The organism is Nocardia sp. NPDC004722 (assembly GCF_053601505.1).
Window position 1 is genome coordinate 1 of record NZ_JBSGBY010000201.1, and the last position, 12,869, is coordinate 12,869.

Annotated in this window: 13 protein-coding genes and 1 pseudogene; 4 read left to right on the forward strand and 10 right to left on the reverse strand. The window is 68.7% G+C overall.

Annotation, left to right across the window (positions count from 1 at the left end; all coding sequences use genetic code 11):
- The 4 genes from ACWELQ_RS20565 to ACWELQ_RS20580 all read right to left on the reverse strand — a co-directional run.
- A partial coding sequence (locus tag ACWELQ_RS20565) for an alcohol dehydrogenase catalytic domain-containing protein (RefSeq protein WP_452398647.1) occupies positions 1-771 on the reverse strand: 771 nt, incomplete at its 3' end.
- A gap of 59 nt (positions 772-830) precedes the next feature.
- Positions 831-1,685, reverse strand: coding sequence for an alpha/beta fold hydrolase (locus tag ACWELQ_RS20570; RefSeq protein ID WP_452398648.1), 855 nt, complete (start codon positions 1,683-1,685; stop codon positions 831-833).
- A gap of 53 nt (positions 1,686-1,738) precedes the next feature.
- Entirely contained in the window at positions 1,739-2,302 is a 564-nt protein-coding gene (locus tag ACWELQ_RS20575; RefSeq protein WP_452398658.1) for a TetR/AcrR family transcriptional regulator, read from the reverse strand.
- Position 2,303: 1 nt separating this feature from the next.
- On the reverse strand, positions 2,304-3,155 hold the full coding sequence (locus tag ACWELQ_RS20580; protein ID WP_452398649.1) for an alpha/beta fold hydrolase: 852 nt from the start codon (positions 3,153-3,155) through the stop codon (positions 2,304-2,306).
- A 237-nt stretch (positions 3,156-3,392) separates the two neighbouring features.
- Between ACWELQ_RS20580 and lon the strand changes: the two genes are divergently transcribed.
- The 4 genes from lon (at position 3,393) to ACWELQ_RS20600 (ending at position 7,929) form a co-directional block, all read left to right on the forward strand.
- Entirely contained in the window at positions 3,393-5,777 is a 2,385-nt protein-coding gene (lon, locus tag ACWELQ_RS20585; RefSeq protein WP_452398659.1) for an endopeptidase La, read from the forward strand.
- Positions 5,778-5,907: 130 nt separating this feature from the next.
- Positions 5,908-6,723 carry a heavy metal-binding domain-containing protein gene (locus ACWELQ_RS20590; RefSeq protein ID WP_452398650.1) on the forward strand — a complete coding sequence of 272 codons (816 nt, stop codon included), beginning with the start codon at positions 5,908-5,910 and terminating at the stop codon, positions 6,721-6,723.
- A complete protein-coding gene (locus ACWELQ_RS20595; RefSeq protein ID WP_452398651.1) occupies positions 6,720-7,091 on the forward strand; it encodes a DUF5073 family protein in 372 nt (123 codons plus the stop codon). Before ACWELQ_RS20590 ends, ACWELQ_RS20595 begins: the two co-directional genes overlap by 4 nt.
- Before the next feature lie 136 nt (positions 7,092-7,227).
- Positions 7,228-7,929, forward strand: a complete 702-nt coding sequence (locus ACWELQ_RS20600; protein ID WP_452398652.1) for an endonuclease/exonuclease/phosphatase family protein — start codon at positions 7,228-7,230, stop codon at positions 7,927-7,929.
- Here the strand turns inward: ACWELQ_RS20600 and ACWELQ_RS20605 are convergent.
- From ACWELQ_RS20605 to ACWELQ_RS20630, 6 genes and pseudogenes are all read right to left on the reverse strand, one after another.
- Positions 7,926-8,915, reverse strand: a complete 990-nt coding sequence (locus tag ACWELQ_RS20605) for an oxidoreductase (protein WP_452398653.1) — start codon at positions 8,913-8,915, stop codon at positions 7,926-7,928. The two genes, ACWELQ_RS20600 and ACWELQ_RS20605, sit on opposite strands and share 4 nt — an antisense overlap.
- Before the next feature lie 52 nt (positions 8,916-8,967).
- Positions 8,968-9,750: an enoyl-CoA hydratase/isomerase family protein gene (locus ACWELQ_RS20610; RefSeq protein WP_452398654.1), complete on the reverse strand. Its 783-nt coding sequence runs from the start codon at positions 9,748-9,750 to the stop codon at positions 8,968-8,970.
- A gap of 31 nt (positions 9,751-9,781) precedes the next feature.
- Positions 9,782-10,852 (reverse strand): DNA polymerase IV, encoded by a 1,071-nt coding sequence (locus ACWELQ_RS20615; protein WP_452398655.1) that lies wholly within the window; start codon positions 10,850-10,852, stop codon positions 9,782-9,784.
- 12 nt (positions 10,853-10,864) lie between these two features.
- The gene (locus ACWELQ_RS20620) at positions 10,865-11,335 is read right to left on the reverse strand and encodes a hypothetical protein (RefSeq protein WP_452398656.1); all 471 of its coding nucleotides are present in this window, start codon (positions 11,333-11,335) and stop codon (positions 10,865-10,867) included.
- 216 nt (positions 11,336-11,551) lie between these two features.
- A complete protein-coding gene (locus ACWELQ_RS20625; protein ID WP_452398657.1) occupies positions 11,552-12,517 on the reverse strand; it encodes a class I SAM-dependent methyltransferase in 966 nt (321 codons plus the stop codon).
- A gap of 82 nt (positions 12,518-12,599) precedes the next feature.
- Positions 12,600-12,869 (reverse strand): annotated as a pseudogene (locus ACWELQ_RS20630) (ABC transporter ATP-binding protein); the annotation flags it as partial.

Genomic DNA, 12,869 nt, shown 5'->3' on the forward strand with positions numbered 1-12,869 from the left:
CCGCCCCTGCGGCGCGAGGCACACTACGGCCTGCTCGCGCACCGGAGCCACCCCGGCGAAGTCGAAGGCGGCATTGAGACCGGTGCCCGTGGCCTGGAAAACCTTGGCGCGCAGGTCGGGATCGGCCGGATCCAAGGCCAGGTCCGCACCGAACTCCAGGGCGCGTTCCCGGGCGGCGGGCAGCGGATCGATCGCGATGATCGGCGCGGCCCCGACCAGCCGAAGCAACTGCACCCCGTGCGCGCCCAGCCCGCCGACGCCCCAGACACCCACGGCCTCACCGGCTTTCACCTCGGCGGTGGCGGTGATCGCCGCCCAGGGCGTGGACACCGCGTCCGGGATGAAGCACGCCTGCTCGAACGGCAGCTCGTCCGGCAGCGGCACCAGGGTGTCCACCCGGGCCAGCGTGTACTCGGCCCAGCCGCCGTCGTAGTCGACGCCGCGGGTGAACGTGGCCCCGCCACGCAACTCCCCGGCCTGCAACACCACTCGGTCCCCCACCTTCGCGGCCGTCACCCCCGGCCCGAGCGCGTGGACGGTGCCCGCGACCTCGTGCCCGAGGGTCACCACATCGCCCTTCAGGAACAGCGGCGTCAGCGTCCCGTCGATGAGATGCACATCCGACAGGCACACCCCCGCCGCCTCCACCTTGACCAGCACATGATCCGGCCCCGGCTCCGGAATCGGCACCTCGTCCAACTCCAGCCGCCGCGAGCGCGGCGACTCCGAGCGCGGTCCCAGATGTAGTCGTGCGGCCAGCATCGTGCTCATATGCTCCTCGTTCCGGTTCGGAGGTCTCCCCCGGCCGCCATGGTAGGCCGGGCCGGCACTCAGCGGACGGGGTCCGCGGGGAGCTGGGCGGCAAGGAATTCGGTGAGGATGGCGGTGACCCGCGGGGCCTGCTCCAACATCGGCACGTGGCCGCCGTCGGCGATGAACTCGGCGCGATCGGGGCGTAGGCGCTCGTTCAGGGCGCGGCCCGCGCTCGCCGAGAGCACGCGATTGCGGCTGCCCCAGATCGTGCAGATCGGCGGCAGTGCGTCGCGGTCGGGCCAATCGTCCAGTGCGGCAAAGGAAGGCAGGTCCCGGATGACGCGCAGCAGCGATCCGGCCGGATAACCGGCCGACAGTGCACCCGTGTACGGGCAGGCCCGGAAGGCGCGGCGTCTGGTGAACCAGTAGCGCACGGTGGCGCGAGCCAGCCAGCGCGGGGTGTGCCAGCCTTCGAGGGCCGCGATCACCGCCTCGGGCGCTGCGCGGTCGAGACGGGCCGCCGCACCCAATCTGCCGTACAGCACGGTGGATTCGGTGAGTGGATTCATGGCCACCGCCGCCCGGATCAGCTCGGGATGCCGCCGGGTCGTGTTCAGGGTGATCGCGCCGCCCAGGCAATTGCCGATCAGGCTGACATCGGTGAGTTCCTGGTCGACCAGGAAACGGTGGATCAGCTCGGTGTAGCGCGCCAGGGTGAAGCCGCGGACCGGGTCATTCGCGAGCGTCCTGCCGGAGCTGCCGTAGCCGGGCAGATCGAGAGCGTAGACCCGGTATTGCCGTGCCAGCACCTGGATTTGGGGCATCCACACCACGTGCGCCGCACCGGCGTGGTGCAGCAGGACTACCGGTGGGCCGTTCTCACCCCGGCGAATGTAGGAGATCCGGACGCCGTCGCATTCGTACTGTTCCATGCCACCCCAACACCCTCGTTGTCAGTGTCGGTTTCATGGTCCCGCAATTTGGTTCAGGCCGAGCCGATTTCGGTGAGGCCGCGATCCAGGAAGCGGATCATCCAGTCGAAGCTGTCCTCGGCGTCATTGCTCCATTGGAAGCCGTCCGCGGCTTGCAGGGTGGCAAAGCCGTGGAACAGGCAGCGCAATGTGCGCTGGGCGTGCACCATCTCGTCGGCGCCGATGCCGTAGCCGTGCAGCACCGCGGCCATCGAGTCCAGCACGCGCGAACCCGATTGCAGCAGTGGATCATCCGGCCCGGTGAACTTCGCGCCGACGGTCGCGCTGTAGCGGCCCGGGTGCTCGACCACGTACTCGCGGAAGGTGTTCGCGAAGGCGGCCAGGGCGGCGCTGCCGGATTTGCCGTGCATGGCGTCGCGGACCAACTGGTCGACCTCCGCCATGGCGAGCGCCGCGATGCCGTGTTGCAGGTCGGCGAGGCTCTCGATGTGCTTGTACAGCGAGGGAGTTCGCACCCCCAGCCGCTGCGCCAGCGTGCCCAGGGCCAGATTGCCGAAACCGACCTCGTCGGCGAGGGCGGCCCCCGCGGCGACGACGTCGGTCCGGCTCAGGCCCACCCTAGGCAAGGTTTTCCTTCAGGAAGGGCAGCACCGACTCTGCCACCTGGTCGGCCTTCTCGAACTGCGGGTAGTGGCCGGTGCCCGGGACCAGGGCGAGGCTGCCCAGTCCGGCGGGCAGGGCAGCGACGATGCGCTGGCCCTCGGCCTCGGGGCTCGGGAAGTCCGGGTCCGCGCCGCCCATGATGACGAGGGTGGGCTGGGTCACGTTGGGCACCTGGGCTTCCGCGTCCGCGGGAGTCGACTTGCCGCACTTCATGAATTCGGCCATCCGGCCCGGCTCGGCCAGCTTGGCGGACACCTCGGCCAGGTACTCGTCACGGTCGGACGGGTTGGACGGCATGGCCACCTTCAGGTACTTCAGCCACTGCCCGGCGCTCTTGAACATCATGGTGGCCATCAGCGGGATCATGCCGCTGCGGTGCCGCGAGTTGGTGAAAAGCGCTCCGATGTCGGCCTTCTGGGTGAGGGTGAAGGGGTTGATCTCCACGATCGCCCGCACCAGGTCCGGCCGCAGGGCCGCCGCGATGGTGGCCGACCCGCCGGAGAGCGAGTGCCCGATCACGACGGCGGGCCCGCCGCCCAGCTTCTCGATCACCGCGAGCAGGTCGTTGGCGACGTCGGTGCGGCTGATGGCGGCCTTCCCGGTCTCCGACGCCCACTCCAGGCTCGACTCGCCGTGTCCGCGCATATCGGTGTTGACCACCCGGTAGCCCGCGGCCACCAGCAGCGGCATCAGGTGCTTGTTGACATTCCGATCGATCCCCATGCCGTGCGACAGCACGACCAGCGGGCCCGTCCCGGCCTCGTCGTACGCGATCCGGCCACCTTCGATGTCCACGTACTCGGTCATGTCGTTCTCTCCCTAGCGAGTGAAGCTAACTGCGATAGCCATAAAGCTAATCGCATTAGCTCAAGCCGTCAACCCCTATCTCTGATGATGTTCTCCCCAGGCGAACAAAGGGTTGGAACATTCGGGTAGGGGGTGGGGTTGAGTAGGTAACGCTCAACCTTGGAAGGGGTCGAAGACGTGACTACACCAACGAACCTGCCGGTCCTGTTCCTGACCGATCCGATCGTGCTGCCCGGCATGGTCGTGCCGATCGAGCTGGACGAGTCGTCGCAGGCCGCCATCGATGCCGCCCGCGCGGGCAAGGTCAACCAGGTGCTGGTCGCGCCTCGCCTCGATGAGGGGTACGCCAGTTACGGCGTCGTGGCCACCATCGAACAGGTCGGCCGGATGCGCGGCGGCGCGCCCGCCGCGGTGCTGAAGGCGGAGAGCCGGGCCAAGATCGGCCACGGCGTGACCGGGCCGGGCGCGGCACTGTGGGTCGAGGCCGAACCGGTCGAGATCCCGGCCGCCGACGGCCGCACCAAAGAGCTTGCGGCCGAATACAAGAAGCTGGTCGTGTCGGTGCTGCAACGCCGCGAGGCGTGGCAGGTCATCGACGCGGTCAATCAGATGAACGATCCGTCGACGCTGGCCGACGCGGCGGGCTGGGCCTCCTACCTCAGCAATGAGCAGAAGCGCGAGATCCTGGACACCCCGGACACTTTCGCGCGACTGACCAAGCTGATCGAGTGGACCACCCAGCACATCGCCGAGACCGAGGTCAGCGAGAAGATCAGCGAGGACGTGCGCGAGGGCCTGGAGAAGACCCAGCGCGAGTTCCTGTTGCGCCAGCAGCTCAACGCGATTCGCAAGGAGCTGGGCGAGGACGAGCCGGACGGCGCGGAGGACTACCGCACCCGCGTCGAGAACGCCGACCTGCCCGCCGACATCAAGGAAGCCGCCCTGCGCGAGGTCGGTCGCCTGGAGCGTTCCAGCGATCAGAGCCCCGAGACGGGCTGGATCCGCACCTGGCTCGACACCGTCCTGGAACTGCCGTGGAATGTGAAAACCACTGACTCCACGGATGTTTCGGCCGCCCGCGCGGTGCTGGACGCCGACCACCACGGCCTCGACGAGGTCAAGGACCGCATGGTCGAGTACCTGGCCGTGCGTTCGCGGCGGGCCGCCCGCGGCCTGGAGGTCGTCGGCGGACGCGGTTCCGGCGCGGTGCTGGTGCTGGTCGGTCCGCCCGGTGTCGGCAAGACCTCGCTGGGTGAGTCCGTGGCACGGGCCCTGGGCCGCAAGTTCGTTCGCGTCGCCCTGGGCGGCGTGCGCGACGAGGCCGAGATCCGCGGTCACCGGCGCACCTACGTGGGCGCGCTGCCCGGCCGCATCGTGCGCGCCATGAAGGAGGCGGGATCGATGAATCCCGTTGTCCTGCTGGACGAGATCGACAAGGTCGGCAGCGACTTCCGCGGCGATCCCGCGGCGGCCCTGCTGGAGGTGCTGGACCCGGCGCAGAACCACACGTTCCGCGACCACTACCTGGACCTGGATCTGGACCTGTCCGACGTGCTGTTCATCGCGACCGCCAACGTCCTCGAGACGATTCCGGGCCCGCTGCTGGACCGCATGGAACTGATCAGCGTGGACGGCTACACCGAGTCCGACAAGGTGGCCATCGCCCGCGACTTCCTGATCCCGCGGCAGCTGGAGCGCAACGCTCTGACCGCTGAGGAGGTCTCGATCACGGATGAGGCGCTGCGTGAGGTCGCCGCCAACTACACCCGGGAAGCCGGGGTGCGGCAGATGGAGCGGCTGATCGCCAAGGCGCTGCGCAAGGCGGCGACGAAGCTGTCGGAATCGGCGGACATCGCGGACACCGAAAGCGTGATCAGCAAGGGCGAATTCGTGCCGGAGGGCCTGGGCTACGACAAGAACCTGGGCTACGAGGCCGAAACCCCGTCCACCACCGGCAAACTGGTGATCGGACTGGGTGACCTGAAGGACTACCTGGGCCGTCCGCGCTTCACCCCCGACGGGGTGGAACGCACCGCGGTCCCCGGTGTCGCCACGGGTCTGGCCGTGACCGGCGCGGGCGGCGATGTTCTCTACATCGAGGCCAATGCCGCCGAGGGCGATCGCTCCCTGACCCTGACCGGTCAGCTGGGCGACGTCATGAAGGAGTCCGCGCAGATCGCCCTGACCTACGTCCGCTCCCACCTGGAAGAGATCGGCATCGAGCCGAGCGTGCTGGATCGCAATATCCACATCCACTTCCCGGCGGGCGCGGTGCCCAAGGACGGTCCGTCGGCGGGCGTCACCATGGTCACCGCCCTGGTGTCGCTGGCCCTGGGTCGCCAGGTCCGCGCGGATGTCGGCATGACCGGTGAGGTCACGCTGAACGGACGGGTGCTGCCGATCGGCGGCGTGAAGCAGAAGCTGCTCGCCGCCCAGCGCAACGGCCTGAAGACCGTGTTCATCCCGGCTCGCAACGAGCCGGACCTGGACGAGGTCCCCACCGAGGTGCTGGCCGCCCTGGATGTCCGTCCCGTCGCCGACGTGGCCGAGATCCTGGCCTACGCCATCGAACCGGTGGCGGAACCGGCCTACGACGGGCGGCCGCTGAGCGCGACCGCGTAAGCCGCCGGGAAAGGGGCCGTGCGTGTTCTCAGAACACGCACGGCCCTTTCGTTTTTTCGCCGGGCCCGGAACCAGACCGAGTCGTACCCTCGTTATGGATTCATCGGGGATCCGACGGAGGGCGAACGCAATGCAACCCAACCAGCCGAACCAGCCCGGCCAGCCGCAGCCGCTCGATCAGGTCGCGGGTGAGCGTCTCTCGCACGCGAACCGCATCTTCACCTCGGACCTCTCGGTCAACGAATTCGCGCTCTTGCACGGCGCGGGCTTCGAGCCCATCGATCTGGTGATGGGCGTTTCCGTCTATCACGTCGGCTTCCAGTTCACCGGCATCCGCCAGCAGCAGGAGCTGCCGGTGCTGACCGAGGCCACCTACCGGGCGCGCTGGAATGCCATGTCCCGCATGCAGGCCGAGGCCGACGCGCTCAAGGCCGACGGCGTGGTGGGCGTCCGCCTGGAGTGGCGGCAGCACGGTGAGTCGCTCGAGCACCTGGAGTTCATCGCGGTCGGCACGGCCGTCCGCTTCGCGAAGGCCCCCGGCAGCTATCGGCGTCCGAACGGCCAGGCGTTCACCAGTCATCTCTCGGGTCAGGACCTGGTGACGCTCATGCGCACCGGGTACGCGCCCGTGGCCTTCGTCATGGGCAACTGCGTCTTCCACGTCGCCGTGCAGAGCTTCCGGCAGATGCTCAGCCAGATGGGCCGCAATATGGAGATGCCGCAGTGGACCCAGGGCAACTACCAGGCCCGTGAGCTGGCCATGTCCCGCATGCAGGCGGAGGCGGAACGCGACGGCGCGACCGGTGTCACCGGCGTGAGCTTCGATATCTCCAACTACGCCTGGGGATATCACACGGTCGAGTTCTATGCCTCCGGCACTGCCGTTCGCCGCATCGGCGATGGCGACCCGATCATTCCGCAGTTCACCCTTGGCATGAACTCGTGACCGATTTCGACGTCGAGACCGCCACCGGTGCCATCAATGCGGCACTCGGCGGTCCGGGCGGGCTGGGTCTGGTGTTCAACGTCTTCTCCGGCGTCCCCGGAGTTACCCGGACCCCGGCCCGCAAGTCCATGTTCCGTTCGGATCCCGAACGGGTGCAGATCGGTTCGTGGCGCTACGAGGTGACCCGGGATCAGCGCATCAAGGCCGGTCACGTCGTCGGCGGAATCGTGCTGGCCGAGGAGTTGCTCCCGGCCGCCGCCATCGCGCCGCACCTGGCCCGCGCGCTGGCCGAGATCGCCTCGTCCTACGGGCCTCCCGCGCTGCCGCACCTCTCGGCCGCGTTGGAAGTTCTGGCCGGTGCTGGCTGAAAGAGCAACCGAAGAGCGAACTTTCGTTGTTTCACATGAAACGTAAGGGGGTGTGGGGGCTAGCCCTCACACCCCCTTACTGTTTTCGAATGGAATGAAACCCGCACGGTCCGTTCGAATCTCATAGGGTGCTGTAGTGATCTCCGTAGCCACCTGGAATGTCCTGCATCGCGTTCACGCCGACAACTGGGTCAGTGATATCGCAGGGCTATGGCCGGAGGAGTCCAAGCGGATCGCCACCGTGACCGCCACGATCGCGGCTCGCACCGAGACTGTAGTCGCCCTCATGGAGGTCAGCGGAGATCAGCTCGCCAGCCTCCGGAATGCCCTGCCCGGCAGGGAATTCCATGTACTCGACTACCCGCGCGTGCCGCGTCCGCGCCGCGTGGCGAATGTGCTGGAGGACCGGAGCGAACACCTGGTCATCCTGGTCGACGGCACCGCGCGACCGGTCGCCGCCGAATCCTTCGCCCTCGACCTCGGCAAGGGCGTCCTCGCGGTCGAACTCGGCGGGCTCCTCATCGCCGCCACTCATGTGACCGGCGACGAACGCCGTGACATGCAGCTGAAACGACTGCGTGAACTCACCGAGGCGAGCCCCGCCGTGCTGCTCGGTGACTTCAATATCGACCGGACCGCGCTGGCCGCGGGCCTGGGTGAGGGCTACACCGTCGCCGATTTCGCGTCCGATTCGGTCCCGACCCGGCCCCGGGATTCGGGCTCGAAATCCCAGTTCATCGATCATGTTGTCGGGCACGGGGTTCCGGTGCGCGACCTGGTCGTCGAGGATGTGGCCGGAGCCTCCGACCACAACCTCGTACGAGCGATGGTCGGCTAGAACTGCCCCGCGACCCCGAGCACCGTCCGGCCGGAATGGGTGCCGTCCAGAATCGAGTGCAGGACGGCCTCCGCCTCGGTGATCGGGGCGTAGTTCTCCAGCAGCGAGAGATGCTGGGGTCGCAGGTCTTTCGCCAGCCGCGCCCACAGGTCACGCCGCTGCGCGATCGGGAAGTGCGCGGAGTCGATGCCGAGCAGCGACACCCCGCGCAGAATGAACGGCATGACCGTGGTGGGCAGATCCGATCCTCCGGTGAGCCCGGAAACCGCCACCGCGCCACCGTATTTGATGGCGCTGAGCACGTAGGCGAGCGAGGTGCCGCCGACGCTGTCGACCGCGGCCGCCCACTGCGCCTTGCCCAGTGCCCGGACCTTGTCCTCGCCGGGCAGCCGCCCGATCACGGTGTTCGCGCCGAGCGCCGAAAGCAGTTCGCCCGCACCGATCTTGCCGGTGGACGCGATCACCTCGAAACCGAGACCGGAGAGGATGTCGACCGCCACACTGCCGACACCGCCGGTCGCGCCGGTGACCAGGACCGGACCGGCATCGGGGGTGAGGCCGCGATCCAGCAGCGCCTGCACGCTCATGGCCGCGGTGTAGCCCGCGGTGCCGATGGCCGCGGCCTCGCGCGGGGTGAGCCCGTCGAGCTTGACCACCCATCCGGCGGGGACCCGGGCGTATTCGGCGAAACCGCCGTGATGGGACACCCCGATCTCGTAGCCGTGCGCGACGACCAGGTCGCCGGGCGCGAATTCCGGATCGGTGGAAGCGAATACCTCACCGGTGAGGTCGATGCCGGGGATGAGGGGGTATTGCCGCACCACCCCGCCGCGCGGGGTGATGGCCAGTCCGTCCTTGTAGTTGGCGCTCGTGAAGTGCACTTTGATCGTCACTTCACCGGGCATCAGGAAGTCGTCGGTGACTTCCTCCCGGATGAGGGCGATCCCACTGTCCGATTCGTGTGCCACCATCGCCTGGAACTCCATGTCCCGAGCATAAGTGGCACGACGTTGGTCAGGTCGGTGAAAGCGGCCGGGATCAGGCGAATTTCGGGGCGCGCTTCCCGGTGAAGGCGGCGATGCCCTCCTGCCCGTCCGCGGATTCCGCGCAGCGGGTGATGAACGCCGCCTCGGTGCCCAGCTGTTCCTCGAGGGTGTGCTGGGACGAGACCAGCAGCAGCTTCTTCACATTCGCGTTGGAGCCCTTGGGCCCGGTGGCGAATTCCCGCGCCAGCGTCTCGGCCGCGTCCGCCAGTTCGGCATCGGGCACCACCCGGTGCAGCAGGCCCCAATCGAGCGCCTCGGCCGCGGTCAGCGTGCGGTTGGTCAGCATCAGGTCCTGGGTCTTGCGCAGGCCGATCAGGCGCGGCAGGTAGTAGGAAGCGCCGCCGTCGGGGCTGAGGCCGATCTTGGTGTACGCCATGGTGAATTTGGCCGATTCGGCCGCCACCACCAGATCGCCCGCCACCGCGAGACTGAATCCGGCTCCGGCCGCAGTGCCATTGACGGCCACGATCAACAAGGCGTCCATCCGAGCCAGCGCCGACACCGCACGGTGCAGGGTGTCGGCCAGCTTCTCGATGAACCGGCCGGCGTCCGGGCTCTCGGCCATGGCCCGGACATCGCCGCCCGCCGAGAAGAACCGCCCGGCCCCGGTCAGCACGACCACCTTGACCGCCGGATCGTCCGAGCAGTACGACGCCGCGCGCTCCAGTTCGTCCGCCAGCGCCTGATCGATGCCATTGGCGGCGTTCGGCCGGTTCAGGGTGATGCGGGCGATCGGCCCGTCATGCTCGAACACGATGTTCTCGTAGTCGCTCATCGCGAGAATGCCTTCCGTCGGTGGAACCTGATCACAGCATGGCGTATTCGACGCGGACCCCGAGCAGCCGGATGGGGCGATCCAGCTCGAAGGAGTGCAGGACCAGCAGCGCCGTCTGCACGATCTCGTCCACATCGGTGGTCGGCGCGGGCAATTTCCGCTGTTTGCTGCGGGTGAAGAAGGTCTTGGTCCGCACGGTCACGCTCACCCGGCCGACGGCCCGGCCCTGGGCGAAGGTCTCCTCGGCCACCTGGGTGGCCAGCCGCACCACCGCCGCATCGAGGTCCGCGAGTTCGGTGAGATCCTCCGGGAAGGTCTCGGATCGGCTGTGGCCCACCGGTTCCCGCGGTGCGGCGATGTCGGTGTCGCCCGCGCCGTGGCCGAGCACCCACAGATAGGGCCCGGTGTTCGGTCCGAATTCCTTCGCCAGCACATTCCGGTCCGCGGCCGCCAGATCGGCGACGGTCTCGATACCCAAGGCGCTCATCCGTTTCGCGATCCGCGCACCGATTCCCCACAACGCGCCGGTCGGCCGGTGCGCCATCAGTTCCACCCAGTTGTCGGCGGTGAGCCGGAAGACCCCGGTCCCGGCTCCGGCCACGGCCGGTTCGTCGGACTCCCCGGTCTTACCCACCGCCTTGGCGAATCCGGTGGCCAGCTTGGCGCGAGTCTTGTTGTCCCCGATACCGACCGCGCAGGTCAGCTCCAATTCGGCGATGGCGGAGCGGATCTCACCGGCGAGTTCCTCGGGATCATCGGTGTCCACGGCCAGGAACGCCTCGTCGAAGCCGAGCACCTCCACCCGCCCCGGAAAGGTGCGCAGCAGCGCCATGATCTCCTCGGATGCCTCGGCGTAGAACGCCAGATCCTGGGGTAGGAAGACGCCGTCGGGGCAGATCCGCGCGGCATTGCGCAGCGGCATTCCGGCCCGCACCCCGAAGGCCCGGGCCGGATAGGACGCGCAGGACACCACCTTGCGAGGCTCGGCGGGGTCCCCGTTGCCGCCCACGATGACCGGTCGGCCGCGCAACTCCGGATGACGCCGGAATTCGACCGCGGCCTGGAATTGGTCGAGGTCGACGTGCAGCAGCCAGCGCGTCACCTCTCCGTCTTATCAGGCCGAGCGGCGTAACCACCGTAAGGGTGACCGGTACGCGTAGCGTGCCTTCACCGCACCGGTGTCCACCTGGCCGGTGACCCGGATCAGCGGCGCGCCCGGGAACCGGGGCAGTCGGACCCGATTGGCGAGGGTGCCGTTGCCGGGCGACACGCCCTCCAGATCGACCCGCCAGCCGCGCGGCACGATCAGCACGATGGCTCCCGCGCCCGCCACCACCTGCACATCGATCTCGCGGCGCGAGCAACGGGCCCGGGTGAAGTCGACGACCAGCTTGCCCGAAACACAGTCGGCCACCAGCTTTTTCGGAACCGACCAGTCGTCGTCCGTCCGCCGGGTCCCGCCGTCAACCCTGATCGTCATCGGGGGCGCTTCGGCGGCAGGCTGATATCGCCGCGCACCGAACATGCGCTCGACATCGTCGACGTGGGTCGCGGGCGTCTGCCGCTGCACCTTGGTACGGGTCACCGAAACTCCTCCCCCGGCATGTGAAACGATCATGTGAGTTATGCCATGGGAGCTCGAATTATGCCGCATAGCAGGGCATTTCGGGAGGTCGGAGGCGCGTCGGCGGGCACAACACGGTGTCGGTTCGGGCACGGCCAGATCACGACCGTGCCCGTCGATGCGGGCAGGCTATCGACAGCCCTGTCCAGCACCCTGACGGCGACGCCGTCGACGGCCCTATCGGCGGCCCAGGAATACCGTGGTCGCGCCCAGGATGTAAATGTCCTCGCGCGCACCGAGATACGTCTCGGCCGCCGGGTCGAGCAGGGCCGTGAGGGTGTTCCGATCCGCCTCGGCGAGGCGATCGCCGACCCGCTCGCTCAGTCCGCTCAGCCACGCGATCACGCTGTCGCGCACCGCCGGCGCGGGCGGCGCGGGATGGTCGGTGAGCACGCTGAAGGAGGTGACCGCCGAGAGCCCGGCCCGGCTCAGCGCCACGTTCCAGCCATAGGGCATGGGCGTGGAATCGGTGATGTCCGTGCGCATCTGGGCGAAACCCGCCTCGCGCTGGGCCAGCAGGCGGTCCTGCAGCCCGGGCTCGCCGACGCCGAGGTCCCAGGGCAGGCAGCGCATCGCCAGTCCACCCTCGGCCAGCGCCAGCCAGCCGTCCGGGCGCAGCAGCTCGGCCAGGCGGGTGGTGCCCGCCTGCTGATCGGGCAGGTGGTGCACCGAGCGCGAGGCCCACACCAGATCGGCGGCGGGCAGGCCCGCGCCGAAGTCGGCCGCGGCGGCGTCCGCCAGCACGGTCTCCACCCGCACCCGGTCGTCGCCCGCGAGCGCGATCTTCACCGATTGCCGGGCCACCTCGAGCAGTTCCGGCACCGCGTCCACGATGACCAGCCGTCCGCCGCCGCGCGCCAGCAGCTCACGTGCGAACGCCACGCTCTGACCGCCGGCCCCGGCCCCGATGTCGAGCACGGTCGGTTCGGTGCGGGCGGGAATCAGACCGATCAACCGGCGCGCGATCTCGGCATTGGCCTCCGCTGACATGGCGTCGTCCCGCTGCAGATCCGGGATCATGGTCGCCCAGTCGATCTTGTCGTGCGTGTGGCCGTGTCCGTGGCCATGCCCGTGGGAGTGCCGGTGCCCCTCGGCGTGCTGATGCTCGTGCGTGTCTGCCTGTCCGTGCGTGTGAGAACCCATGGTTGCGACGCTAGTGCCGGACCGGCGTCGGGTTCGAACCCTTTTGCCGATCCGGCAACTCGTGTCCCGGGCTGACCAGCGGCTACGCCACCGCCGCCGGGCTCGCGTCGGCGAACTGGGTCCGGTACAGCTCGGTGTAGCGGCCGTCCGCGGCCAGCAGTTCGTTGTGGGTGCCGCGCTCCACGATCCGGCCGTGCTCGAGCACCAGGATCTGATCGGCATTGCGGATGGTGGACAGCCGATGCGCGATGACCAGCGCGGTGCGCCCCTCCAGAGCCTCGGCCAGCGCTTCCTGCACCGCCGCCTCCGAGGTCGAGTCCAAGGACGCGGTGGCCTCGTCGAGGATCACCAC